This is a genomic window from Arthrobacter ipis (assembly GCF_014694315.1).
Classification (GTDB): Bacteria; Actinomycetota; Actinomycetes; order Actinomycetales; family Micrococcaceae; genus Arthrobacter; species Arthrobacter ipis.
On sequence record NZ_JAAOXD010000003.1, the window covers coordinates 18,916 to 41,859 of the forward strand.

The 22,944-nt window shown below is 66.9% G+C and carries 24 protein-coding genes, 3 tRNA genes and 1 pseudogene; 19 read left to right on the forward strand and 9 right to left on the reverse strand.

What is annotated here, in order from left to right:
- Positions 1–54: 54 nt before the first annotated feature.
- Positions 55–1,239, forward strand: coding sequence for a beta-ketoacyl-[acyl-carrier-protein] synthase family protein (locus G9E11_RS07095; RefSeq protein ID WP_194718012.1), 1,185 nt, complete (start codon positions 55–57; stop codon positions 1,237–1,239).
- On the opposite strand, the gene G9E11_RS07100 is transcribed toward G9E11_RS07095, so the two are convergent.
- A complete protein-coding gene (locus tag G9E11_RS07100; protein ID WP_190604284.1) occupies positions 1,236–2,051 on the reverse strand; it encodes a YcnI family copper-binding membrane protein in 816 nt (271 codons plus the stop codon). The two genes, G9E11_RS07095 and G9E11_RS07100, sit on opposite strands and share 4 nt — an antisense overlap.
- 116 nt (positions 2,052–2,167) lie before the next feature.
- On the reverse strand, positions 2,168–2,857 hold the full coding sequence (locus tag G9E11_RS07105) for a hypothetical protein (RefSeq protein WP_190604286.1): 690 nt from the start codon (positions 2,855–2,857) through the stop codon (positions 2,168–2,170).
- A gap of 213 nt (positions 2,858–3,070) precedes the next feature.
- On the opposite strand from G9E11_RS07105, the gene G9E11_RS07110 reads away from it, so the two are divergent.
- Together G9E11_RS07110 and G9E11_RS07115 are read left to right on the forward strand one after the other, a co-directional pair.
- Complete coding sequence (locus G9E11_RS07110; RefSeq protein ID WP_190604288.1) at positions 3,071–3,712, forward strand: hypothetical protein; 642 nt, start codon at positions 3,071–3,073, stop codon at positions 3,710–3,712.
- Between the two features lie 158 nt (positions 3,713–3,870).
- Positions 3,871–4,644, forward strand: coding sequence for a YcnI family copper-binding membrane protein (locus G9E11_RS07115; RefSeq protein ID WP_190604290.1), 774 nt, complete (start codon positions 3,871–3,873; stop codon positions 4,642–4,644).
- Positions 4,645–4,752: 108 nt separating this feature from the next.
- On the opposite strand, the gene radA is transcribed toward G9E11_RS07115, so the two are convergent.
- The 3 genes and pseudogenes from radA to G9E11_RS21015 form a co-directional block, all read right to left on the reverse strand.
- Complete coding sequence (radA, locus tag G9E11_RS07120) at positions 4,753–6,132, reverse strand: DNA repair protein RadA (RefSeq protein ID WP_190604291.1); 1,380 nt, start codon at positions 6,130–6,132, stop codon at positions 4,753–4,755.
- A gap of 71 nt (positions 6,133–6,203) precedes the next feature.
- Positions 6,204–7,328, reverse strand: coding sequence for an FUSC family protein (locus G9E11_RS07125; RefSeq protein ID WP_190604293.1), 1,125 nt, complete (start codon positions 7,326–7,328; stop codon positions 6,204–6,206).
- Positions 7,329–7,469: 141 nt separating this feature from the next.
- Positions 7,470–7,589 (reverse strand): annotated as a pseudogene (locus G9E11_RS21015) (aldehyde dehydrogenase family protein); the annotation flags it as partial.
- Positions 7,590–7,975: 386 nt separating this feature from the next.
- Between G9E11_RS21015 and G9E11_RS21020 the strand changes: the two are divergent.
- Both G9E11_RS21020 and G9E11_RS21025 read left to right on the forward strand, forming a co-directional pair.
- Positions 7,976–8,323 carry a hypothetical protein gene (locus tag G9E11_RS21020; protein WP_246468805.1) on the forward strand — a complete coding sequence of 116 codons (348 nt, stop codon included), beginning with the start codon at positions 7,976–7,978 and terminating at the stop codon, positions 8,321–8,323.
- Positions 8,324–8,395: 72 nt separating this feature from the next.
- Positions 8,396–8,692, forward strand: a complete 297-nt coding sequence (locus G9E11_RS21025; protein ID WP_246468806.1) for a hypothetical protein — start codon at positions 8,396–8,398, stop codon at positions 8,690–8,692.
- A gap of 158 nt (positions 8,693–8,850) precedes the next feature.
- On the opposite strand, the gene G9E11_RS07135 is transcribed toward G9E11_RS21025, so the two are convergent.
- Genes G9E11_RS07135 through G9E11_RS07145 form a run of 3 tightly spaced genes read right to left on the reverse strand, consistent with a single transcriptional unit; the run spans position 8,851 to position 11,080 of the window.
- On the reverse strand, positions 8,851–9,771 hold the full coding sequence (locus G9E11_RS07135) for a cation diffusion facilitator family transporter (protein WP_190604297.1): 921 nt from the start codon (positions 9,769–9,771) through the stop codon (positions 8,851–8,853).
- A 10-nt stretch (positions 9,772–9,781) separates the two neighbouring features.
- Positions 9,782–10,210, reverse strand: coding sequence for a metallopeptidase family protein (locus G9E11_RS07140; RefSeq protein ID WP_190604299.1), 429 nt, complete (start codon positions 10,208–10,210; stop codon positions 9,782–9,784).
- A gap of 9 nt (positions 10,211–10,219) precedes the next feature.
- Positions 10,220–11,080, reverse strand: coding sequence for a DMT family transporter (locus tag G9E11_RS07145; RefSeq protein WP_246468807.1), 861 nt, complete (start codon positions 11,078–11,080; stop codon positions 10,220–10,222).
- A 379-nt stretch (positions 11,081–11,459) separates the two neighbouring features.
- On the opposite strand from G9E11_RS07145, the gene G9E11_RS07150 reads away from it, so the two are divergent.
- The 10 genes from G9E11_RS07150 to G9E11_RS07195 all read left to right on the forward strand — a co-directional run bounded on the left by G9E11_RS07150 (position 11,460) and on the right by G9E11_RS07195 (position 17,406).
- Positions 11,460–11,532 (forward strand) — tRNA-Glu (locus G9E11_RS07150).
- A 94-nt stretch (positions 11,533–11,626) separates the two neighbouring features.
- Positions 11,627–11,700: transfer RNA gene (locus tag G9E11_RS07155), tRNA-Asp, on the forward strand.
- 48 nt (positions 11,701–11,748) lie between these two features.
- Positions 11,749–11,821 (forward strand) — tRNA-Phe (locus G9E11_RS07160).
- Positions 11,822–12,676: 855 nt separating this feature from the next.
- Complete coding sequence (locus G9E11_RS07165) at positions 12,677–14,272, forward strand: glycoside hydrolase family 68 protein (protein WP_190604303.1); 1,596 nt, start codon at positions 12,677–12,679, stop codon at positions 14,270–14,272.
- Between the two features lie 259 nt (positions 14,273–14,531).
- Positions 14,532–14,999, forward strand: coding sequence for a hypothetical protein (locus G9E11_RS07170; RefSeq protein WP_194717973.1), 468 nt, complete (start codon positions 14,532–14,534; stop codon positions 14,997–14,999).
- A gap of 110 nt (positions 15,000–15,109) precedes the next feature.
- Entirely contained in the window at positions 15,110–15,565 is a 456-nt protein-coding gene (locus tag G9E11_RS07175; RefSeq protein ID WP_190604307.1) for an Asp23/Gls24 family envelope stress response protein, read from the forward strand.
- Positions 15,562–15,753: a DUF2273 domain-containing protein gene (locus G9E11_RS07180; protein WP_190604309.1), complete on the forward strand. Its 192-nt coding sequence runs from the start codon at positions 15,562–15,564 to the stop codon at positions 15,751–15,753. Before G9E11_RS07175 ends, G9E11_RS07180 begins: the two co-directional genes overlap by 4 nt.
- Positions 15,750–16,151 (forward strand): hypothetical protein, encoded by a 402-nt coding sequence (locus G9E11_RS07185; protein ID WP_190604311.1) that lies wholly within the window; start codon positions 15,750–15,752, stop codon positions 16,149–16,151. The genes G9E11_RS07180 and G9E11_RS07185 overlap by 4 nt, the downstream gene beginning before the upstream one ends.
- Positions 16,148–16,798 carry a DUF6286 domain-containing protein gene (locus G9E11_RS07190; RefSeq protein ID WP_190604313.1) on the forward strand — a complete coding sequence of 217 codons (651 nt, stop codon included), beginning with the start codon at positions 16,148–16,150 and terminating at the stop codon, positions 16,796–16,798. The genes G9E11_RS07185 and G9E11_RS07190 overlap by 4 nt, the downstream gene beginning before the upstream one ends.
- Entirely contained in the window at positions 16,795–17,406 is a 612-nt protein-coding gene (locus G9E11_RS07195; protein WP_190604315.1) for a hypothetical protein, read from the forward strand. Before G9E11_RS07190 ends, G9E11_RS07195 begins: the two co-directional genes overlap by 4 nt.
- 60 nt (positions 17,407–17,466) lie before the next feature.
- Here G9E11_RS07195 and G9E11_RS07200 read toward each other — a convergent pair whose 3' ends face one another.
- A complete protein-coding gene (locus G9E11_RS07200) occupies positions 17,467–19,299 on the reverse strand; it encodes a glycoside hydrolase family 13 protein (RefSeq protein WP_190604317.1) in 1,833 nt (610 codons plus the stop codon).
- Between the two features lie 126 nt (positions 19,300–19,425).
- Between G9E11_RS07200 and G9E11_RS07205 the strand changes: the two genes are divergently transcribed.
- From G9E11_RS07205 to G9E11_RS07220, 4 genes are read left to right on the forward strand one after another with little or no spacing between them, the layout of a single operon-like run.
- Positions 19,426–20,721: an ABC transporter substrate-binding protein gene (locus tag G9E11_RS07205; RefSeq protein ID WP_190604318.1), complete on the forward strand. Its 1,296-nt coding sequence runs from the start codon at positions 19,426–19,428 to the stop codon at positions 20,719–20,721.
- Between the two features lie 7 nt (positions 20,722–20,728).
- A complete protein-coding gene (locus G9E11_RS07210; protein WP_190604321.1) occupies positions 20,729–21,766 on the forward strand; it encodes a carbohydrate ABC transporter permease in 1,038 nt (345 codons plus the stop codon).
- Complete coding sequence (locus G9E11_RS07215; RefSeq protein WP_190604323.1) at positions 21,763–22,662, forward strand: carbohydrate ABC transporter permease; 900 nt, start codon at positions 21,763–21,765, stop codon at positions 22,660–22,662. Before G9E11_RS07210 ends, G9E11_RS07215 begins: the two co-directional genes overlap by 4 nt.
- Positions 22,659–22,922 carry a hypothetical protein gene (locus G9E11_RS07220; protein ID WP_190604324.1) on the forward strand — a complete coding sequence of 88 codons (264 nt, stop codon included), beginning with the start codon at positions 22,659–22,661 and terminating at the stop codon, positions 22,920–22,922. Before G9E11_RS07215 ends, G9E11_RS07220 begins: the two co-directional genes overlap by 4 nt.
- The last annotated feature ends 22 nt before the right edge of the window (positions 22,923–22,944 follow it).

Below are 22,944 nucleotides of genomic sequence, written 5' to 3' on the forward strand. Positions count from 1 at the left end.
CCAGTTACAGGATCACCCAGCGCTTCGGGATCAACCAGTGTCGTCGTGACCGGCATGGGTTCCATGAACCCGCTCGGGGCAACCGTGGCCCGGACCTGGGAGGCGATGCTGGCCGGCCGGTCGGGCATCGCGGCGCTGGAAGACGGTTGGGCTGAAGCCCTGCCGGTGCGCATCGCCGGCCGGGTCACTGCGGACCTGGGCGCGTTCCTGAGCACCCGCGAGCTGAAGCGGATGGACCGCTGCGGGCAGCTGGCGCTCGTTGCCTCCCGCGAAGCCTGGGAGCAGGCGGGGAAGCCGGGCGTTGAACCGGAGCGGTTGGCCGTCGTCATCGGCTCGGCCTACGGCGGCATGGACACCGTGCTCGCACAGGTCAGGGAACTGGACAACGGCGGCCCGCGCAAGGTTTCGCCGCACACCCTGACCCGGCTCATGGTGAACGGGCCGTCGGCGTGGGTTTCCATCGACCTCGGAGCCAAGGGCGGGGCACACACTCCGGTCAGCGCCTGTGCGTCCGGGGCCGAGGCGATAGCCCAGGGTGCCGAAATGATCAGGTCCGGGGCGGCCGACGTCGTAATTGCCGGCGGCGTTGATGCCGCCGTCAACGACCTGATCATCAGCGGTTTCTCGCAGATCCGCGCGCTCTCCACGCGCAACGACGATCCGGAGCGGGCTTCGCGGCCGTTCGACCGGGACCGCGACGGGTTCGTCCTGTCAGAAGGGGCGGGGATCGTGGTGCTGGAGAGCGAGGACCATGCACGTGCCCGGGGCGCAGAAGTGCTGGGCGGCATCGCCGGGGCAGCCGTGACCTCGGACGCGAACGACATCGTGGCAGCAGATCCGGACATGCAGGTACGGGTCATGGAGAAGGCCCTCGCCTCCGCCGGCCTCCGCGGGACGGACATCGGATTCGTGCACGCGCACGCCACCTCGACCCCCGTGGGCGACCGGCTGGAGGCACAGGCCATCCAGACCATTGCCGGTGACCAGGTCCCGGTGACCTCCACGAAGTCGCTCACCGGGCACCTGCTCGGCGGAGCGGGAGCGCTCGCCGCCATCGCCACGCTGCAGGCTCTCCGGACCGGCGACCTGCCCGGCACCTACAACGTGGACGCCCTTGACCCCGAGGTGGACCTCAACGTCATCACCGGCACCGTCAGCGGGAGCACCGCGACGGCGGGACTCGTCAATGCCTTCGGGTTCGGTGGGCACAGCGCGGCGCTCGTGGTCACCCGCGCCTAGTTCCGCTGCGGTTTCCTGGTCCGCAGCAGGGCCGCCGTCCCGACGGCCAGGCCGAGCAGGCCTGCGCCGAGGCCGACGATGCCGAACGTGTTGTCAGGCGCGGCCGCGACCGGGGTTGTCGACGCTGCCGCGGCTGTGTCCGTAGCTGCGGTGTCCGCAGCTACGGCGTCTGTCGTGCTGCCTGCGGCGGGAGCCGCCGCAGCAGCCGGTGCCGCATGCGAGTGCTCGTCCGCCGCCGCGGTGGTGACGAATGAGGGGACCGGGTGCTCGGGCTCGGGCTGGCCGGCAGTCTCGGGCTGGTTCCACTTCACCACCGTTCCGTCCGAGTAGGTCTGTGCCGCAGGCAAGGCCACAGTGGTCCCGGCCTCCGGAAGCCGGCCGACCGAGATGGAGAACGTCTGGTACTCATGCTGGCCGAGTTGGTGAGCCGCATCGGCGGTCCAGGTGACCGTGGCCGCTGCCTTGGTGATCTTGGCGCCTTCCACCGTGACGGGTGCGGGCAGGGCCGCCTCGGTGATCTTCGCCGTCCAGCCGTCCATGGGCTTGACCGAGACGGAGGTGAACGGCGTCGCCGTCGGCAGGGTGACGGTGACCTTGGTGGTCTTGGCGGTATCGGACTCGTTGGGAACCCGGAAGGTCAGCTGCGAGAAGCCGCCGGCCGAGGTGGAGGCGGGGTCCACATGGACGTGGGCAGATGCCGAGCCCACCCCCAAGACCATGAGGCCGGCTGCCGCGGTGACGACTGTGGCGGTTTTCAGGGCGGAAGTTTTCAGTGTCCGGGACTTCGTTGCACGGGTGGTTGAGGTGGTCATGACAGGGCCTTTCGCGGGTGCTGCCGCGCTCGTGTCGAGGGGCAGCGGGGTGAGGGATGGTCAGGCGGCGTCCCGGCACCCCTCCGCACGCTCGTTGGCCATGCGCAGGAAGGTTATTAGATGGTGCGCGGGAGGGCGGCCATGGGCGGACCGCGAAGGGTGTCGTGCCGCTGGTTGCGGCGCTGGGCAGCGACGAAGACCGTTGGCCAGGCCACAGGACGGTGGCGGGCGGGCGTGAGCCCGGCGGGCCGGGGGAGCCGCACCAGCGGACGGAGCCATGCCAGGAGCTGCCACAGTGTCGCCTCGCCCCGCCGCAACAGCCAGGCGGTTGCCAGCATGGCGAGGAGGTGGCTTGCCAGCATGGCGGGCCAATTGGCGCCATCGTCAATGGCCAGGGTTCCCATTGCCGGGGTGCAGTTCGGGCCCGCATGCCCGTAGTGCGCAAACCCGCCCGTCGGCGGCGTCAGGCCGCTGCGTAACTGGGCGAACGGCAGCTGGGCAAGCGGCGGGGCCAGCGGCGGGGCAATGGTCAGCTGGGGCAGGCAGGAAGCACCGGGCGAGAAAGCTGCGAAGGCCGTGTGCAGCGTCAGCTGGCCGGCGCCGAGCAGGGCGAAAAGGACAGCGAACGACAGCTGCCGCCGCGCGAGCCAGGCGGCCGGGGCCAACAGGACTGCCGCAGCCACGGCAACAGTTCGGATGCCCGGAAGCTGCCCGCCGCCCAGCAAGTGGCCTGCTACGGCCAGGGAGACCGCTACGGCGGTGACCAGGGCGGCGCGGAAGTGGCGCAGGGGACCTTGTAGTTCCATCGGTGCCTCCCTCCGCCGGGCCCGGAGCTGCTGTGACACCCCGACCGTAAACGCGGCAGCGTGGGAAAACCTTGGGTCCAGAACCGGTTTGTTACAGGTTTGGGCGGCCAGGAATGGTGGTCCGGATGATGGGGACAGGGCAGCGGCAGGGGCCGGCCCGTAGAATTGCTGTGACGCCCGCTGTGCCCGTCGATCTTACGGAAAGGACCGCTGATGATGCCCCGTGCCTCGTTCCGGCTTTTCCGTACTGGGCTGATCGGCTCGCTCATTATCGGGTTTGCCGCCGGCGGGCACCTTGCGGGCGGCGGCCAGCTTCCCTCAATGGCCATCCTGGCGGCGCTGTTCGCCGTGACACTGGTTCCCGTCGCTGCACTGACGCGGTTCCGGCTCTCCGCCCCTGCCTTGGTGTCATTGCTGGGTGCCGGCCAATTGTGGCTGCACTGGGCCCTCGATGCGCTGGGCGGCGCGGGTGCGGCCGCACCGGAGTCCGCGGCCCTGATGCCGGGCCATGCCGGCCACGCGGATGCTTTAGGTCCGGGTGCCATACCTCCAGAGGCGCTGGCCGCCGCAGGCTCGGCAGCCGCCGGAAGCGTCCATCCCGGGGCATCCGACGGCGTCATGTTCGCCGCGCACGCCGTGGCCACCCTGTGCACCGCAGTCCTGCTGGCGCGCGGGGAACGCGTGCTGTCAGCCCTTGCTTCCTGGCTGCAGCCGCTTATCCGCCTGCCCGAACCGGCAGTTATCCTTCCCGCCCGCATCCCCGCGCCATTTCCAGCCCCGGCTCTCCTCCCGCGGACGCGCCTGGGCGTCCGGCTGCCAACCCGGCGCGGGCCGCCGGTGCCTTTGGCCGCCTAGACAGGTTCCTTTCAGAACGGGCTGGTCCTTTACGGACGGTTCCGCTTTTCAGGCAGGGCCCGACGGCGGCGTTGCAGCTACCTGCCCGTGTCGCCTTGATGGCGCATCGACGGTGCACGGGCCCTGACTGATTTTTTTCTTTGAAAGGCATTACCCTCATGAACACCTCCATTCGCCGTACCCTCAAGACCGCAGCAGCTGCCTCGCTCACGGCCGGGCTCCTCGCCGCCGGTGCCGCCGCCGCCTCCGCGCACGTCACGGTGGACCCCTCCGCAACTGCCGAGGGCGGCTTCACCAAGCTGACGTTCAGCGTTCCGAACGAATCGGAGACGGCCAAGACCAACCGGCTGGAGGTTAAGCTCCCCACCGACACCCCGCTGACTTCGGTCTCCGTGAAGCCCATGGACGGCTGGAAGGCGCAGGTGATCACCTCCACCCTGCCGAAGCCGGTCGAAATTGCGGGCGCAACGGTCACCAAGGCCCCCACCAGTGTGATCTGGACCGCCGATGCGGCCCACCAGATCGGGCAGAAGGAATTCCAGACCTTCACTCTGTCCGTCGGCCGGCTCCCCGCAGCGGGGACCACCCTGATGCTGCCCGCGGCCCAGGGCTACACCGACGGCACCACCGTCAATTGGGCCGACGCGGCCGAGGCCGAACACGACCACGCGTCCGCAACCTCCTCGGCCGCAGCTTCTGCTCCGGCCGCTGAAACGAAGGAGCACCACCCCGCGCCCTCCTTCGTGGTCACCACGGCGGAAGCCGCTGATGGTTCCGCAACGGCCACGCCGGAGGCCGCGCCGGCATCGGAAACGCAGGCAACAGGTTCCAACGGCGGCCAGACCGCGGGCTGGATCGGGCTGGTGGCGGGTCTCCTTGGCCTCGCTGCAGGGGCCACGGCCCTGGTCCGCACCCGGGCGGTCAAGAAGTAGACCAAGTTCACCAACAGCAGCGGCCCGTGCCTTCTCCTGGAGCTAACAGGGGAACGGCGCGGGCCGCATTTGCTGAACCGCGAACGAATGCGCCAATCTAGCTAGTGCTCAGGGCTTGGTGATGAGCAGTTCCAGGACCTCGGTCAGGTGGCCCACCTCCTTCACGTTGAAGCCTGCCGGGACCGGGCCGGGACCGGTGGGGCTGGCGGGAACCACGGCGTGCGTGAACCCCAGCCGATGGGCCTCATGGATACGCTGGTTGATGCCCGGGACCGGGCGCACCTCGCCGGCCAGGCCCACCTCGCCGAAGGCGATCAGGCGCTGCGGCAGGGGTTTCTTGTGCTTCGCGGACGCCACTGCCAGTGCCACCGCCAAGTCGGTGGCCGGCTCGCTGAGCTTCACGCCGCCCACCGTGGCCACGTAGGAATCGTCCTTCTGCAACTGGCACCCGGCACGCTGCTGCAGCACTGCCAGGAGCATGGCCACCCGGGAACTGTCCAGGCCGCTGGTTGCCCGGCGGGGCTGTGAGTTCTGGGTGTCGGCGAGCAGGGACTGCACCTCGGCAAGCAGCGGCCTGCGGCCCTCCATGGTCACGGTGATACAGGTGCCGGATACCGGGTCCTTGGTGCGGGTGACGAACAGTCCGCTCGGATCGGCGAGGCCCAGGATGCCGTCCTCGGTGAGGTCGAAGCACCCCACGTCGTCGGTGGGCCCGTAGCGGTTCTTGACCGCCCGGAGCAAGCGGAGACGGGAATGGCGCTCGCCCTCGAACTGGCACACGACGTCCACCAGATGCTCCAGCAGGCGGGGCCCGGCGATGGAGCCGTCCTTGGTCACATGTCCCACCAGCAGCGTGGTCATGTTCCGGCGCTTGGCCGCCGAGATGATGGAAGCAGCCACCTCGCGGACCTGGGAGACGCCGCCGGAACTGCCCTCCACGTCCGCGCTGCTGAGCGTCTGCACGGAGTCCACCACCAGCAGCTTCGGTTCCACCTTCTCCACCTGGCCGAGCGCCTGGCCAAGGTCGGTCTCCGCTGAGAGGTAGAGGGTGTCTGCGATCGCGCTGATCCGCTCCGCCCGCAGCTTCACCTGGGCAGCCGATTCCTCGCCTGTCACATACAGGACGCTCTGCCCGGTCCGGGCGAACTTGGCGGCCACGTCCAGCAGCAGCGTGGACTTTCCGACGCCCGGCTCGCCTGCCAGCAGGATGACGGCGCCGGGCACCACTCCGCCGCCGAGCACGCGGTCCAGTTCGTCTACCCCGGTGGGCAGGTAGGCGGCGGTGGTGGCGTCAATATCGGCAATGGGGCGGGCTGGCTCCAGAACTGTAGTGGCCGCCGTCGTACGTGCCACCGCGGCGCCGGTTTCCTCAACGGTGCCCCACGCCTGGCACTCACCGCACCGGCCCACCCACTTGACCGTGGTCCAGCCGCATTCCGCGCATTTATAGCCCGGCGCCTTGGCAACCCGGGAAGTCTTTGTAGCCATTGCTCCACACTAACCGTCCGGTCTGACAAAACTTGGCCGGCGGGTCTGGACCAGCTCAACCAGCGGAGTTCCTACAGCGGGGGCAGGAGGTCGCGCGCCTCGCCGGAATCGATGCCGGTGGCTTCCAGCAGGTCCACCATGAGCGGACGGAACAGCATCACCACGGTCTCGCCCTCGAGCTTCTGCACCTTCAGCATCCTCGGATGCAGCCGCCCGGCGATCTCGCCCAGGTCCTGCCGCGCGCTGCGCAGGTGGGCATGGCGGGCGCCCTCCTGCACTTCAGCGAGGCCGAGCGAGAGCTCATCCACGGCCGCCCCTGTCTCCAGCAACACCTCGGCGATGTTCTCCGTGGCTTCGTCGGACAGCGCGGCGTGGTTGATGGAACTGGTGAGCCGCCGCGCGAAGACACGGCTGTTGCGCAGGGCAAGGTCGATGTACTCGAGCGATTGCTCCAGCCGGTCCAGCTCATCCCGGTGGCGCCGGTGGGCGGGCGCCAGCGTGGCCACCTCGCCGGATGCCCGCAGCGAGTGCCGCATGGCGTCCACCAGCGGCTGGCTGTTCCGGCCCCGGACCAGGGCATGCCAGGCCCGGGTGGAGTCGCTCTCAACCAGTGCCGCAGCGCATTCCCGCAGCACTTCCGCGAGTTCATGGAGCAGCTTCTGGACGTCCTTGCGCGGTTCCCGGCGGGGATCCTTGGGCGCCAGGATGGTGACCAGCAGCGCGACCACACCGCCCACCACGGCGTCGATGCTGCGGGTGAAGGGGCCGCCGGCAGGCGCCGGCAGCAGCACCACCAGCAGCGACTGCAGCGCCAGCTGGGTAGTGAAGATGTTGCCGCTGTCCAGGAAGCGGGCCAACAGGATGGAGGTCAAAAGCACGACGGCGGCCTGCCAGATCCCGGCCCCGAGCCAGTGGAGCAGCATGTCGCCCACGGCGATGCCAATGGTGCAGCCCAGGCCCACCTCCATCACCCTCCGCATGCGCAGATCGCGGGAGAAACCGAGGGCGATCAGGGCGGACGTGGCGGCGAACAGCGGGCCGGTATGGCCCAAGACGTACTCGGCGAATGCGTAGGCTCCCACGGCGCCAAAGGTCATCTGGATACCGGGGACCAGCGAATTCCGGCTCCGGACCATTCCAGTCCTGATCCGGCCGCGAAGGAAACGTCTGCTGGCGGAGAGTCCGGTCTGGGGCATGGCTTCAGTCTATGGCGGGAGATGGCACGGACCGGGAACCAACGGACCGGTTACAAGCCCGGGTGACCCGCCCCGGAACCGCGAAAGAAAAGGCCGCCGTCGCTATGCGGCGACGGCGGCCATTACGTTCGGGTGGTTGGGTTAGCCGTTGATGACCTGGGGGATGCCGAGGTGTTTGAGGCCTTCGACGCCGAATTCGAGGCCGTAGCCGGATTGTTTGGCCCCGCCGAAGGGGACGCGGGGGTCCACGGCGCCGTGTTGCCGGGGCCGCAGGCGCGGGCGATGCCTGTGAAGGAGCGGCCTGGGCCGGCGTCCGGGACGGCGCGGAAGCGGACTGCTCCGCGGAGGCCGCACTCGCCCTGCCTGCAGCCGCAGCGTTCGCCGCCGGTGCCTGGTCTGCATCCGCAGCATTCGCCGCTGCTGCCTGGTCTGCGGCCGCCTGGGCCGCGGCGGCACGTTCAGCTGCCGCAGTTACGGCGGCGAGGAGGGCCTGCTGGCGCTGGCGTTCCAGGCCATCCACGCGGGCGGACTCAAGCGCCGCCGTCGTGTTCCGCAGCGAGGCAAGCTGCCCCACGAGGACAGTCCGCTGCGCCTTCGCGTCCGCCACCGCCTTCACCTGGGCCGCATTGGCCTGATCGGCCTGTGCCTTGAGCGTCTCGGCGGTCTTCGCGGCGTCGTCTGCAGCGCGGCGGGCATCGGCGGCAGCAGCGGTGAGGGATTCGGCGGCTGCTGCAGTGGTTTCTGCTGCGGAGAAGGCCCTGCTCCGGCCGTCTGTGAGCGCCTGCAGCGTTGCCGCCTTGGCGAGGACGTCGCCCGAACCCGTAACCAGCCCGCTCAGCTCCGGATTGAGGCCACCGTTCCGGTACAGGTCCCCGGCCAACTGGCCCACGGCCTTGCGGCTCTTGGACTGTTCCTTGTCCGCGGCAGCAGCCCTGGCCGTGGCCACCGCGGCCGCGTCCGCCCTCGTGTTCAGCTCCACGAGGGCGTTGCTGTAGGCGTTGTTGGCTTCGAGCGTGCGTTCGAACGTGGCTTCCTGGGCCGTGGCGGCGTCGGCCAGGATGCCCTCAATGTCGGCAACCTTTGCCGCCGTCGCACTTTCACTGGACTTGGCGGCAGCGATGTCCGCGGGGGAGGGGATATCCCGCGACGCCGGAACCGTCAGGGCTGTTGCCCCGAAGACCGATGTTGGTGGGCTGACCGCGACCGCCCGGTCAGCGGTCGCAGGTGCCGCGAGGGTTCCAAAGAGGACGACGGCGGTGCATAGGACTGCCGCTGTGCGGCCGGGGCCGGTCAAACTCATTCATAACCTCGCAAGTCAGGGCGGGGCGAACGAGTCGGGAGGCAGCACGGAAGTGCTCCTCTGAAGATGCCCAGCCCTCTGAGGTTAGGGCCCGGATTGCCACATTGGCAACACTGGTCACATCAATAACATAAACAACACCAGTGTCATTTGGGTGGAGATGCGGGGGCGTGTCGCGTCGCCGTCACCCGCGGCAGTAACCAACAGGACCAGGAAACGCCGTCAGGCGTGCTGAGGCGATTCGTGCTCGTAGTGGCTGGCCGGTTCCAGTTGGAAGGTGCAGTGCTCGGTGTCGAAATGCGAGCCCAGGCAGGTGGTGAGTTTGTCCAGGGCCTGGTCCGCGCCCTTCGCGCTCAGCACGTCGTCCTCCACCACCACGTGGGCGGAAAACACCGGCACGCCGGATGTGATGGTCCAGATGTGGATGTCATGGACGGCGACCACGCCCGCCACCGAGAGGATGTGTTCGCGGATCATGCTGACTTCCACGCCTTTCGGAGTGGCCTCCAGCAGGACATCGACCACGTCGCGGAGCAGGTGCCAGGCCCTCGGAAGGATCATCAGCGCGATGATCACGGAGGCGATGGTGTCCGCCGCGAGATAGCCGGTGAACTTTATGACCAGCGCCGCGGCGATCACGGCGAACGAGCCGAGGAGATCGCCCAGCACCTCCAGATAAGCGCCGCGGACGTTAAGGCTTTCCTGCTGGGCCCTGCGCAGGATCAGGAGCGAGACGAGGTTGGCGGCCGCACCGAGGATGGCGGCGTACAGCATGATGTCGGTGTGCACCTCGGGTGCGGAGCCAATGCGGCGGATGGCTTCGGTAAAGATGACAGCCGCTACCACCACCAGGATCAGGGCGTTGGCGAGGGCGGCCAGGACTTCCGCGCGTTGGTAGCCGTAGGTCCGCAGATCGCTGGCCGGCAGTGCTGCGATCCATGCTGCCATCAAGGCGATGAAGACGCCGGCCGAGTCAGAAAGCATGTGGCCCGCATCGGCCAGCAGGGCAAGCGAGCCGGAGAGCAGGGAACCGACCAGTTGGATGAGCATCACGGAGAGAGTGATGGCCAGAACCGCGATCAGCCTGCTGCGGTGCCTGCCCGTTGCCGTGAGGCCGTGGGCATGGTTGTGGTCGTGTCCCATGCCTACAAGGCTAGTCCCACCCGAGTTCGTGAAGCCGCTGGTCGTCGATTCCGAAGTGGTGCGCAATCTCGTGGATCACCGTCACCGCCACCTCCTCCACCACGTCCTCGCGCGAGGAGCAGATGTCCAGGATGGGCTGGCGGTAGATGGTGATGCGGTCCGGAAGCGATCCGGCATCCCACCAGGAGTCACGCTCGGTCAGCGGGACGCCCTCGTAGAGCCCCAGTAGCACCGTGTCCGGGTCCTCGCCGGGCTGCGGGACGTAGTCGTCGTCGATGAACACCGCCACGTTGTCCATGGCCCGCGCCACCTCGGCCGGAAGCTGGTCCAAGGCGTCGCTGACGGCCGCTTCGAAGTCGGCCTCGGACATGTCGAAACCCGGAGAGTCGCCGGCTCCGTCCGGCACGATCGGGAGGCCGGGCGGCAGGTTTGCGGGCATACCCAAACTTTAGCGGGATCTCCGCCGGGTCAGCCCCACACCGAGGAGGCAGATGGCGCCGCCGACGAGTCCCCAGACCGTCGGGATTTCGCTGAGCACCAGCCATGAGATCAGCACCGTGGTGCCCGGCACCAGGTAGGTGGTGGCAGCCAGCTTGCCGGCATCGATCAGCGAGAGGGCGTAGGCCCACGTGGTGAAGGCGATGGCGGTGGGAAAGATGCCCAGGTAGACCAGGCCAAGGGTGGCCGGCAGCGGCGCCGCCTGCAGTTCCTGCCCCAGCTGGCCGGCGAAGGGCAGGCAGCAGACCAGGCCCACCATGATCCCGAACCACGTGGCCTGACCGGCCGGAAACTTCCGCAGCACGGGCTTCTGGATGATGACGCTGACCGCGGCGAGTGCAGCAGCGAGGAGGCAAAGCAGCACGCCTGCCACGTCCGCCGTCGACCGCGTCCCCGAACCCAACGCGATGACCGCGACGCCGCCGAACGCCACCAGGCTGCCGATGATCAGCCAGCGCGGAAAGCCCTCCTTGAGGATGACGCCTGCCATCACCGCCACCAGGATGGGGTTCACGTTGATCAGCAGGGCGCTGGTTCCGGCGTCGAGCGAATGCTCCGCGGCGTTGAGTGCCACGTTGTACCCGCCGAACCACATGACGCCATAGGCGAGGATCGGCCACCACTCGCGGCCCCGCGGCAGCGCCCGCAGCTTGGGCAGCACCACCGCGCCGAGCACGACGGCGGCAATCGCCAACCGTCCCAGCGTCAGGGCTCCGGGGGAGAAGCTTGGGCCGACGGCGCGGATGCCCACGAAGGCGGAGGCCCAGAGCACCACCGTCACCACGACAGCGGCGACCCCCAGCGCGTTCATGGAGGGAGCGGGCTTCCAGAGAGCGGGTAATTCGTGAGCGGGTCCTTCGTGAGCGGATCCTTCCGGCGCCGATCCTTCAGGGGAAGGGCCGTCGGGGGAGTGGGGCTGGAGGGGGCTGGTGCCGGCGCTGGATGCCATGGTGCCAATCTAGCTCCGTTCCCCGCACGGTGGCTGGCGGAAATCGGCCATGTCTAGCCAAGAAACTGCCAATGTGGCGGCCTTCGATTTGCCTGCCGTTTGGGTGCGCTCCGGGCCGATTTTGGATATTCCGGGGAGAGGCTCTATAGTTTTACAGGTCCAGTTCGGAGGAACGCGAAGGGACAAGAACGAAAGGCTTCGGCCCTTTATTTTTGCCCTTGTTCAACCAGATTGAGTCCAGGCCCCCATCGTCTAGCGGCCTAGGACACCGCCCTTTCACGGCGGCGGCACGGGTTCGAATCCCGTTGGGGGTACGCAAGGAAGTGGTCAAGGCAGGCAAAAAAGTCTGGTAGGCTGGAGTCCTTGAAAAAACGCGGTAGTGATACTGCGGAAAGCAAGAAATAGCAAGGCCCTGTAGCGCAGTTGGTTAGCGCGCCGCCCTGTCACGGCGGAGGTCGCGGGTTCAAGTCCCGTCAGGGTCGCTTTGTTTGCCGGAAGAGATTCCGGCATTCATGGTGACATGTCACCTAGGCTCTGTAGCTCAGTTGGTAGAGCGTTCGACTGAAAATCGAAAGGTCACCGGATCGACGCCGGTCGGAGCCACGTTTCGGCAAGCTCAACGCAAGCAGCTTAAACCCCGCTGTTCCATTAGGAACAGCGGGGTTTTTTCGTTCCCAGGGGGTCTGCTGTCCTTGCTCCTTGCTCCTTGCTCCTTGCTCCTTGCTCCTGCGGCTTTTCTGGTAACGCTTCCTCAGGTCCTGCGGTCTTTCTGGTAACGCGTCCTCAGGTCCTGCAACCTTTCCGGCTACGCGTCCTCAGGTCCTGCGGCCTTTCCGGCCACGCGTCCTCAGGTCCTGCAAAAGGTGCGGAGGTGTGCCCTCCGGGTGCGCCACTGCACCCCACCGACTGTCACACGCCCGGCGTCTGGGGAGCGGCAGGGAAGCCGGCATATCAGCCCGGTCCCCATCGAAGATCCATGCCTGGCTCACTGGGCGCCAGCCGTTGTGGGGCACTTTGGGGGCTTCGGCGTCGTACATCACGAAGACGGCCGGCGCGTCCCGTCTCAATATGCCCCGTTTTGGTCGGCCGGACCCGTGCTGGCGATGTGAGCAACGCCATTGATGACGCAAATATGAAGACAAGTTTGATTGCGGCGCTGAAGTGGGGCACGCGCGCGCTAACGAGATGTAAGCGCTTGCACCCTTTGCGGGCCCGGCCAAGGATGATGACCGAAAGCCGTGTTGAACTCGGCTGACAACGTTGTCTAGCGTGGAGTGTGGGCCGCGAAATGTATGACATTTCCGATCGCCCACCGCGGGGTCCCACCCAAACCCCGCTTCTCCCTCGACACAACGGCGTCCTCGATGACGCATGCCGTGTCACCGAGGGTCTCCGGAGTGCGGGGACAAGGGCAGCTGCCCGTCTTCCACGAACGTAACTCCGCGAGAAGAGCAAAACATGCACAAGCACCCCAACACCCCCCGGATGCTGCGGTGGCGCCCCGCCGCCGCAGCTCTGGTGGCAACTGTCGCCGCCACGGCGTTCCTCGCCGTGCCCTCGGCGCAGGCAAACGAGCCGTCGGATCCGCCGGCGAGCACTCAGATGCCGGCCCCGACTCCGGGCTTCCCCCTGCCGACGCCGCACACCCAGACGGCACACGATCCGGCGTCGGACTTCACCTCAAAGTGGACCCGTGCGGATGCCAAGCAGATCATGGCGCAGAGCGATTCCAAGGTTAAGCCGGGGCAGAACTCCATGAGCCCCGACGTCACCATGCCGGAGATCCCCGAGGACTTCCCTGCCATGAACGACGACGTGTGGGTCTGGGACACCTGGTCGCTGACCGACGAGAACGCGAACCAGATCAGCTACAAGGGTTACGACGTGATCTTCTCGCTGGTCGCTGACCGGCACGCAGGCTACGGTTTCGACCAGCGCCACTGGAACGCACGCATCGGCTACTTCTTCCGCAAGACCAACGCCGACCCGGCCAAGGACAAGTGGAACTACGGCGGACACCTGTTCCTGGACAACACGTCCATCGGCAACACCGAATGGTCTGGCTCCACGCGCCTGATGCAGGGCAACCACGTGAACGTCTTCTACACGGCCACCACGTTCTACGACGTCAAGGAGCGCAACGCCGGAGGCGGCGGCATCGCCCCCGACGCCGCCATCGCCAAGGCGCTCGGCAACATCCATGCGGACAAGAACGGCGTGACCTTCGACGGCTTCCAGCACACCAAGCTGCTCGAACCGGACGGAAAGATGTACCAGAACAAGGCGCAGAACCCGGGCTTCGCGTTCCGCGACCCGTACACCTTCGCTGACCCGGCACACCCCGGCAAGACCTTCATGGTGTTCGAAGGCAACACCGGCGGCAAGCGCGGCGACTACCGCTGCGAGAACGAGGACCTGGGCTACGCCAAGGGTGACCCCAACGCCGAGAACCTTTCCGAGGTCAACAGCAAGGGTGCCTACTACCAGACGGCCAACGTTGGCCTCGCCGTGGCTGAGAACAAGGATCTGACCAAGTGGCACTTCCTGCCGCCGATCCTCTCCGCCAACTGCGTCAACGACCAGACCGAGCGTCCGCAGATCTTCATCCAGAATGAAGGCGGCAAGAACAAGTACTACCTGTTCACCATCAGCCACCAGTTCACCTACGCTGCAGGCATGCGCGGACCCGACGGCGTCTACGGCTTCGTGGGCAACGGCGTCCGCTCCGACTACCAGCCGATGAACAACAGCGGCCTGGCCCTCGGCTCCCCGACCGACCTGAACCTGCCGTCCGAGTCCCCGGAAGCGCCGACGCCGAACCAGAACGGCCGACAGTTCCAGGCCTACTCGCACTACGTGCAGCCGGGCGGCCTGGTCCAGTCCTTCATCGACAACGTGAACGGCGTCCGCGGCGGCTCCCTGTCGCCCACCGTGAAGCTCAACTTCCGCGACGGCGTGTCCAAGGTTGACCGCAGCTTCGGCAAGAACGGCCTCGGCCCGTTCGGTTACCTGCCCACCAACGTCCACGTTGGCGGCAACGGCCTCTACAAGTAGCCGTCACTGTTGCAATAATCGGGAGGCGCCCGGACCTGGTGAGTGTTGCCGGGTCCGGGCGCCTTTTTGCTGCCCGTGAATACCTGTATATCGAATCCCTATATATACAGAGCCGTCTGAGGCACGACTGCAAAGTGCACCTGGCCTGTCAACTTGGAAAGAGGCGCGCCGGCCGGGCTAGACTCGCACGCCGGGGGACCGGGCAGGCGTTCTTCGGCTGCCCAGCCAGGCCGCCTCAGGCGGCAAAACCACGCCAGGAATGGAAACCGTGAAATATCTTGCCCGCCCGCTGTACGCCGCTGCCCTTTTTGCCGTAGTGGCACTTACCGCCTGCTCCGCGCCTGCCTCCGGCAGTGCGCCGTCGGAGTCTGCAACATCCACGACGCCGGCCCGCAGCGCCGCTCCGACCGCGTCCGCGAGAGCCGCTTCCGGTCCGTACGGCGGCTACGCCTCGCCGGCTGAAGCCTGTGACGCCATCTCCACGCAAACCACGGGGGCGTCCCTGCTGCCCCTCTCCGCCGCCCAGGGCAAGACCGCGGAACTGGAGCAGAAGAAAGCGGAGCTTGCGGAGACGGCACAGCGGGTGCCGGAGGCGCTGAAGGCGGACTTCGCGCGGTTCAACGAGGTGGCGCTGGCGGGGCTCTCCGACCAGAGCGTGTATTCAAACGGCGAGTTCGAGGTCGCCATGGCCCCGGTGACCGGCTGGCTGTCTGCGAACTGCCACTAAGGCTCCACGGGGATTGCGCTGCGCACGGGCCCGCGGGGACGCGGTGCGCGAGGCCCCTGACGTTGTCCGGCCCAGGGGATAGGGTTGTGTTCAACAGAAGGGGAGTGCTGATGGAATACCAGAATCCACAAACCGCCGCCGTTCGCGTGGACCCTGCCCTGACGCCGGCTGCAGCCGGCGGGCGGACCGTGATCTCCGAGACCGCCGTGGCCAAAGTCGCCGGGATCGCGGCCCGGGCCGTGCCCGGCGTGTACTCCCTGGGGACGGGGTCCTCCCGGGCACTCGGTGCCATCAGGGACGCGGTGGGCAGCTCCGATCACGCCGCAGGCGTGCACGCCGAGGTCGGCGAAACCCAGGTGGCAGTAGACATCACCCTGGTGGCGGTCTACGGCGCTCCGCTGCATGCCCTGGCCAACCAGGTACGCGCAAGCGTTTATGAGGCCGTCGAAAAACTGGTGGGCCTGCAGGTCATCGAGGTGAACGTCGAGATTAACGACGTCTACATTGCGCCGCCGGTGAAGCCGACGGGTGCGCCGGCCGTCACCGAGAGGGAGGCGGTCCTGTGAGCCCCACTGTCGTTGGAATCGCGGCGGGCGCCTTCGTGGCGTTCATGTCGCTACAGTTCGGCCTTTGGGGCTTCCTGATTTCCCTGCTGTTCATGGGAATCGGTGCGCTCCTGGGCCGCGCCGCAGAAGGGAAACTGGACCTTCGCAGCGTCATCGACGCCATCAGCGGGCGGCGCTCATCCTCATGAGCGGGGCAGGCGACACGAGCCAGGCAGCCGAAGCAGCGACGCCGGGCCGGCAGTACAGCGGCCATAACAGGATCAGCACCCAGGCGCTCACCAGCCTGGCCAAGGCTGCCGCTGCCGATGCCCTGGGCATTCATGCCCACGACGTGCGTGCCGACTGGACGGACGACGGCGGCCTGCTGGCTTTGTCACTCGTCGCCCCCATCCGGATTCCCAGCCTGACTGCCGTCCTCCGCGACCCGGGACGTGTCCCGGCGCTGGGCGGCTCCATCTGGGACAGGACCGTGCACGCCAAGACCGACATTTTGACCAAGGTCACCGAACTCAGCGGTGCGAGTCTGAGCAGGGTGGACATCCGCATCAGCGGAGCCCACGTCACGGAAGGGGGCAGGGTGCGGTGAGTTCCGTCGTCGAACAGCAGCATGAGGCCGGCGGGGACCCGGCGCAGGGCAGTTCCGGTGCGGCGCACGCCGCCGGCATCGACATGCGCCGCGTCCTGCACCGTGAGACCCACTCCTCACGCGCCGTGGCAGCAGTCATCGCCGGTTCCCTGGTCATCCTGCTCTGCCTTTACGCACTCCTGGAATCCGCGGTGCGCGCCATCGGGCAGCCGCCCTGGCTCATCGATCCGCAGACGGCAGCCGAACGGATCGTAGCCCTTCCGGCCGGTCTGCCGCCGCTGCTGCTGGGTGCTGCCGGAGCCGTGACCGCTGCCGTAGGTCTCTTCTTTTTCCTGAGCGCGGTCCTGCCCGGGCGCCGGGCCAGGCATCTGCTGGCTGACCGGCGGATTGCCGTGGTGGTTGATGATGAGGTCATCGCGGCCGCCCTTGCCCAGAGGGCTCGCGTGGCGGCCAACGTCACGCAGGAACAGGTGATGGTGGTGGTTTCCCAGCGGCAGGTGTCGGTCAATGTCCGCCCCACATCCGGAGTTCCGACCAGCGAGAATGCCATCCTGCAGGCGGTGGAGGACGAACTGGCGGCGATGGAACTGTCGCCCATGCCCCAGGTAACCGTCAACCTATCGACCTCCGGGGTGGTGGGCGCGTGAACGGCACACCCAGGCTTCTCAACCGGATCCTTCTCGGCATTCTTGGCTTCAAGCTGCTGGTGATCGGCGTGCTGCTTGTACTCCTGGCGGCCGTCCCCGCTGTCGCGGCGTGGTGGCCCTCCTGGTCCAGAGGTGTGTCGGACAACGTCAGTGCGGCCTTCGAGGGCACACAGTTCCCCGGCCGGCAGGGGAGTTGGCTGTGGGTGGTCCTGGCCCTCGCAGTGGTGCTGCTGATCGGCCTCATGGTTGCGTGGATCGCGCAGCAGGGCAAGGGCCGCACCGACCTTCTGCTGGCGGCCGAGGATGCGGGCGGCGTTCCCGGCGACATCAGGATCGGCGGGGGAGTGGCCGAGCAGGCACTGAAGAACGCCCTGGCCGACCGCCCCGACCTCGCCGGTGCCACGGTCTCGATCTACGACGTCAAGGGCCAGCCGGCGCTGAAGCTCCGGCTGCACCCACGGCCGGGTGTGGCTCCGCAGGCCGTCGCGGCCGAAGCGGCGGACCTGGTTGACGCGCTGAGCGCTGTGGTGGGCCTGCAGACGCCGGTTCTGGTGCACATCGCGGCCGGCGCGCGGACCCGCTTCAGCCGCGCCGAGCGGGTCCGCTAGCTCCGTCATCCAGAGCTCTGGCTAGCCGGAAACCGGTTAGCCAGAACCCGTCCGTGCCGCCTATCCGGCCACGAGGTATGCCGCACTGTTGGGCGCAACCACGGCTTCATCAGTGCCTGATTCTGCAGCGCTCGACAGCGCCACCCGGTAACCGTCGGGGACCGGAGTGGGGTCCGCTCCGGTGTTGGCGACCACCAGGAGATCACGGTTGTGGAATGCCAGGACACCCAGTACTGGGTCGTGGTTGTCCGCCCAGCAGAAGGTTCCGGATCCCAGACCGTGGTTCCGGCGTGCGGTGAGCGCGGCGCGGTACAGCTCCAATGTGGAGCCTTTGACGCCGTCCTGCCGGTCCGCGGCCAGACCTTCGAAGGATTCGGGCTGGGGCAGCCAGGGCGCGGCCGGGTCCTGCATAGTGGACGCCTCTGCGAAGCCGTACCCAGGTGCTGCGGATTTCCAGGGCAGCGGCACCCGGCAGCCGTCGCGCCCGCGCTCAATGCCGTTGGTCCGGAAGAACGTGGGGTCCTGCCGGGCTTCGGCGGGCAGCGTGGTGTGCTCCGGGAGGCCAAGCTCCTCGCCCTGATAGATGTACGCGGAGCCGGGGAGGGCCAGGGACACCAGCGAGGCGGCCCGGGCACGGGCCAGGCCCAGGGCTGCATCGGGCTGCTCGTCCTCGGCGGCAATCCCCTTCGGGAAGGTGGTGGGATCCTGCAAACCGAAGCGGCTCGGATGGCGCACCGTGTCATGGTTGCTCAGGACCCAGGTGGACGGTGCGCCCACGGACGCGGCAGCCTCGAGGGAATCCTCGATGGCCACGGCCATCCGCCGGGCATCCCAGCCGGCCAGCAGGAAGTCGAAGTTGAAGGCCTGCTGCATCTCGTCCGGCCGGATATACCGCGCGAGACGTTCTGCCGGTTCAACCCACGCCTCGGCCACCAGCATGCGGTCGCCGTCGTACGCGGCCAGGACCCGGTTCCAGTCCCGGTAAATCTCATGGACGCCGTCCTGGTCAAAGAACGGCGACGGCGGATACAGCGGCGACACTGGTTCGTGTTCCGCGCCCTCGGCGGCGTCCCCGACGGCGGTGTGCGCCGTATGCGGCTCAACTGCCTCTCCGTGGGCGCCCGGGGGATCCGTCACATGGGCGGCTTCGGCGGAGCCTTCCACCATGGCGGCGACACCTTCCCAGTCCGGAAGCCCGGCCTCCTTCACCATACCGTGGGCCACATCCACCCGGAAGCCGTCCACGCCCCGGTCCAGCCAGAAGCGGAGCACGGAGCGCATCTCCTCCCAGACCTCGGGGTTTTCCCAGTTGAGGTCCGGCTGCTTCGTGTCGAAAAGGTGCAGGTACCAATCCCCGGGGGAGCCGTCGGCGTTTGTGGTCCGCGTCCAGGCCGGTCCGCCGAAGATGGACTTCCAGTTGTTCGGCGCGAGGTTGCCGTCGCCGGAGCCGGGGACCTCATCCTTCCCCGGCCGGAACATGTAACGCTCACGGGCGGCCGAGCCGGGTTCCGCCGCGATGGCCTCCTGGAACCACACATGTTCATCGGAGGTGTGGTTGGGGACCAAGTCGACGATCACCTTCAGCCCGCGGGCGTGGGCCTCCTCCAGCATGGCGTCGAAGTCGGCCAGCGTACCGAACATAGGGTCCACCTGCCGGTAATCGGCGACGTCGTAGCCGCCGTCCGCCTGAGGGGACCGGTAGAACGGCGAAAGCCAGACGGCGTCGACCCCGAGCTGCTGCAGGTAGGGCAGGCGTGCCGTGACGCCGGGCAGGTCACCCATGCCGTCACCGTTCCCGTCGGAAAAGGAGCGGGGATAGATCTGGTAAACAGCTGCGTGGGCCCACCACGCCGTTTTCTCGGAAGCCGGCGTGCTGATGGGGCGGTGGGTCATGGTTGCCTCTCCGGTAACAATTAGGTGTAAACGCTTGCATATCTTCGGGCAACGTTACTAGTGTGACAGTCACCACATCAACCGCACGAATGATTTCCATGTCACTCAGCGAGGAGTCTCCAACCAATGAAAACCCCTAAGTTCTTACTCCCGGTTGCCACTGCCGGCGTGCTCGCCCTGACCCTGTCTGCCTGCGGGGGCGGCGGGGGCGGCACCACTGGCGGCGGCGGTGCCGGGGGCGGTGACGCCGCCAACAACCTCGACGGCCGCGGTCCCATTACCTACGTTCAGGGCAAGGACAACAGCAACGTCGTCCGCCCCTTGATCGAGAAGTGGAACGCCGCCCACCCGAACGAGAAGGTGACGTTCAAGGAGCAGACGGACCAGGCGGACCAGCAGCACGACGACATCGTGCAGCACTTCCAGGCCAAGGATGCCAGCTACGACGTCGTGGACGTTGACGTCGTGTGGACCGCAGAATTCGCCGCCAAGGGATGGCTCCAGCCGCTGAAGGACAAGATGGCCTTCGATACCAGCGCCATGCTGAAGCCGACCGTCGACAGCGCCACCTACAAGGGAACGCTGTACGCAGCCCCGCAGACCTCCGACGGTGCCCTGCTCTACTACCGCAAGGACCTGGTTCCCACCCCGCCCAAGACGTGGGACGAGATGATGGGCATGTGCTCCATCGCCAAGCAGAACAAGATCGGCTGCTACGCCGGGCAGTTCAGCAAGTATGAGGGCCTGACCGTGAACGCCTCGGAGGCCATCAACTCCGCCGGAGGCTCCGTTCTGGATGCAGATGGCAAGCCCAGCCTGAACACCGACCAGGCGAAAGCAGGCCTGGAGAACCTGGCCAAGGCCTACGCCGACGGCAACATCCCGAAGGAGGGCATCACCTTCCAGGAGGAGCAGAGCCGCCAGGCGTTCCAGGACGGAAAGCTCCTCTTCCTGCGCAACTGGCCCTACGTCTACAACCTGGCCAGCACCGAAGGATCATCCAAGGTGAAGGACAAGCTGGGCATCGCCCCGATTCCCGGCAAGGACGGCCCCGGTGCCTCCTCGCTGGGCGGTCACAGCCTGGCTGTCAGCGTTTACTCCAAGAACAAAGCAACTGCCTTGGACTTCCTGAAGTTCATGACGTCTGAAGAGACCGAGAAGTTCTACGCCACGCAGGGTTCGCTGGCTCCCGTGCTGGGCAGCCTTTACACAGACGCCACCCTGGTGAAGAAGCTTCCGTACCTGCCCGTCCTGAAGACCTCGATCGAGAACGCCGTGCCGCGACCGGTCAGCCCGTTCTACCCGGCGGTCACCAAGGCGATCCAGGACAACGCCTACCCTGCCATCAAGGGCGAGAAGCCGGTGGACGCTGCACTGTCTGACATGCAGAAGTCCATTGAATCCGCCGGTGCAGGATCGTAGTTCTGCCATGGCAACCGAAGTAGGCCCGACGCCGGTCAAGGCACCGGCGTCGGGCGGCACCCCGATCCACCACGGCCCCAAGGGCGTAGGTGAGGACAACAAGATTCTGAGTCAGGGAAAGTGGGCCTCGTGGCTCCTCGCCCCGACCGTCATCGCCCTTGCCGTGGTGATCGTGTACCCGATCATCAGCGCAATCGTGATGTCCTTCCAGAAGGATGCCGGCCTGGATCCGGCCACCGGCCTCTTTACGGCAGGCGGATCGGCAGGCGTCCAGAACTACGTCAACTGGCTCGCCCAGCAGTGTGCCGCCCCGGCAGGCGGAACGGTGGCGTGCCCGCCGGGTACGCTGGGTGCGCAGTTCTGGTCGGCCACGGCAACAACGTTCTTCTTCACCGTGGTTACCGTAACCTTCGAGACCGTCCTGGGCTTCTGGATGGCAATGATCATGGCCCGCACCTTCAGGGGCCGGAGCATGGTCCGTGCTGCTGTACTGGTGCCCTGGGCCATTCCCACCGCCGTCACCGCGAAGCTCTGGTTCTTCATCTTTGCCTTTGAAGGCATCGCCAACAAGCTGTTCAACACCTCGATCCTGTGGACAGGCAGCGAATGGCCGGCGAAGTGGGCAGTGGTCATCGCGGACGTCTGGAAGACGACCCCCTTCATGGCCCTGCTGATCCTCGCTGGACTCCAGATGATCCCGGCCGAGGTTTATGAGGCCGCCAAGGTCGACGGTGCCACTGCCTGGCAACGCTTCCGGCTGATTACGCTGCCACTGGTGAAGCCCGCCCTCATGGTGGCCATCCTGTTCCGCACCCTGGACGCGCTGCGAATGTTCGACCTCCCGTACATCCTGACCGGCGGCGCAAACAACACCACTACCCTGTCCATCCTGGTGATCAACCAGATCAGACAAGGGTTCAATGCCGCCGCGGCGTTGTCGACCATCACCTTCATCATCATTTTTCTTGTCGCGTTCATCTTTGTCCGGTTCCTGGGGGCAAATGTTGTTGAACAGAGCGGCGCCACCGGTAAGGGGAAGAAATGACCGCCGCGACATCCTCCGCCACAAGCCTGCGGGCGGAGCAGGACCGAGGCCGCCGCAACGCACAGAACAAGGAAAAGTGGGCGCAGGGCAGGACATACATCAGCGCCGCCGTCATCCTGATCTGGTGCCTGGCACCGGCGTACTGGATGGTGGTGACGGCGTTCCGCGAGGTGGGCTTCACCTACGACACCTCGATCCTGCCCAGCCATGTCACGCTGGACAACTTCAACACCGCGTTCGACACCTCGTTCGGCAACCGGTTCGGCCAGGCGCTGCTCAACAGCGTCTTCATCGGCGGCGTCGTCACGCTGGTGTCGCTGATTATCGGCGTTTTCGCGGCGTATGCGCTAGCGCGGCTGAACTTCCGGTTCAAGTACCTGGTGCTCGGCTTCATTCTGGGTGCATCCATGTTCCCGGGCGTTGCCCTGATCACCCCGCTGTTCCAGCTGTTCACCAACATCGGCTGGATGGGCACGTACCAGGCGCTGATCATCCCGAACATTTCATTCGTCTTGCCGCTGACGGTGTACACCATGACCTCCTTCTTCCGGGAGATGCCATGGGAGCTGGAGGAATCGGCCCGGGTGGACGGCTGCACGCAGGGCCAGGCCTTCCGCAAGGTCATCATGCCCCTCGCCGCGCCGGCCATCTTCACCACGGCGATCCTGGCGTTCATCTCCTCCTGGAATGAATTCCTGATCGCCAGCCAGCTGTCCAGCGATGCAACCCAGCCGGTAACGGTGGCCATCGCCAACTTCGCCGGGGCCCAGCCGAACCAGGTTCCGTACACGGCCATCATGGCGGCGGGCACCATCGTCACCATTCCGCTGGTCATCCTGGTGCTGGTGTTCCAGCGCAAGATCGTGGCCGGCCTGACGGCGGGCGCTGTCAAGTGACGCACGGAGCAGCACCACAGGGCAGGAAGCCGCAACCGATCGCGCCCAAGCGCGTCCGGTCCGGCGAGGACTTCGACATCATCATCGGATTCCTTGGCTTCTGGGCCGTGGTGCTGCTCGTCGTCACCGTCTGGATGGAGGTGACGGCGCAGCCCGCCGTCTTCTGGGCGCTGGGGCTGCTGGCCACGCTGCTGGCACTGTATGGCATGGTCAGGCTCCGCAGGCGCCTGCCGGCGCGCACGGCCACGCGGCGCAAGTAAAACCTGCGGGACTAAAATGGAT

Bases quoted from the DNA above. Each gene is read 5' to 3' on its own strand.
- G9E11_RS07095 (WP_194718012.1), top strand. From the start codon at position 55: ATGGGTTCCATGAACCCGCTCGGGGCAACCGTGGCCCGGACCTGGGAG.
- G9E11_RS07100 (WP_190604284.1), bottom strand. From the start codon at position 2,051: ATGACCACCTCAACCACCCGTGCAACGAAGTCCCGGACACTGAAAACT.
- G9E11_RS07105 (WP_190604286.1), bottom strand. From the start codon at position 2,857: ATGGAACTACAAGGTCCCCTGCGCCACTTCCGCGCCGCCCTGGTCACC.
- G9E11_RS07110 (WP_190604288.1), top strand. From the start codon at position 3,071: ATGATGCCCCGTGCCTCGTTCCGGCTTTTCCGTACTGGGCTGATCGGC.
- G9E11_RS07115 (WP_190604290.1), top strand. From the start codon at position 3,871: ATGAACACCTCCATTCGCCGTACCCTCAAGACCGCAGCAGCTGCCTCG.
- radA (WP_190604291.1), bottom strand. From the start codon at position 6,132: ATGGCTACAAAGACTTCCCGGGTTGCCAAGGCGCCGGGCTATAAATGC.
- G9E11_RS07125 (WP_190604293.1), bottom strand. From the start codon at position 7,328: ATGCCCCAGACCGGACTCTCCGCCAGCAGACGTTTCCTTCGCGGCCGG.
- G9E11_RS21025 (WP_246468806.1), top strand. From the start codon at position 8,396: ATGTCGGCAACCTTTGCCGCCGTCGCACTTTCACTGGACTTGGCGGCA.
- G9E11_RS07135 (WP_190604297.1), bottom strand. From the start codon at position 9,771: ATGGGACACGACCACAACCATGCCCACGGCCTCACGGCAACGGGCAGG.
- G9E11_RS07140 (WP_190604299.1), bottom strand. From the start codon at position 10,210: ATGCCCGCAAACCTGCCGCCCGGCCTCCCGATCGTGCCGGACGGAGCC.
- G9E11_RS07145 (WP_246468807.1), bottom strand. From the start codon at position 11,080: ATGAACGCGCTGGGGGTCGCCGCTGTCGTGGTGACGGTGGTGCTCTGG.
- G9E11_RS07165 (WP_190604303.1), top strand. From the start codon at position 12,677: ATGCACAAGCACCCCAACACCCCCCGGATGCTGCGGTGGCGCCCCGCC.
- G9E11_RS07170 (WP_194717973.1), top strand. From the start codon at position 14,532: ATGGAAACCGTGAAATATCTTGCCCGCCCGCTGTACGCCGCTGCCCTT.
- G9E11_RS07175 (WP_190604307.1), top strand. From the start codon at position 15,110: ATGGAATACCAGAATCCACAAACCGCCGCCGTTCGCGTGGACCCTGCC.
- G9E11_RS07185 (WP_190604311.1), top strand. From the start codon at position 15,750: ATGAGCGGGGCAGGCGACACGAGCCAGGCAGCCGAAGCAGCGACGCCG.
- G9E11_RS07200 (WP_190604317.1), bottom strand. From the start codon at position 19,299: ATGACCCACCGCCCCATCAGCACGCCGGCTTCCGAGAAAACGGCGTGG.
- G9E11_RS07205 (WP_190604318.1), top strand. From the start codon at position 19,426: ATGAAAACCCCTAAGTTCTTACTCCCGGTTGCCACTGCCGGCGTGCTC.
- G9E11_RS07210 (WP_190604321.1), top strand. From the start codon at position 20,729: ATGGCAACCGAAGTAGGCCCGACGCCGGTCAAGGCACCGGCGTCGGGC.
- G9E11_RS07215 (WP_190604323.1), top strand. From the start codon at position 21,763: ATGACCGCCGCGACATCCTCCGCCACAAGCCTGCGGGCGGAGCAGGAC.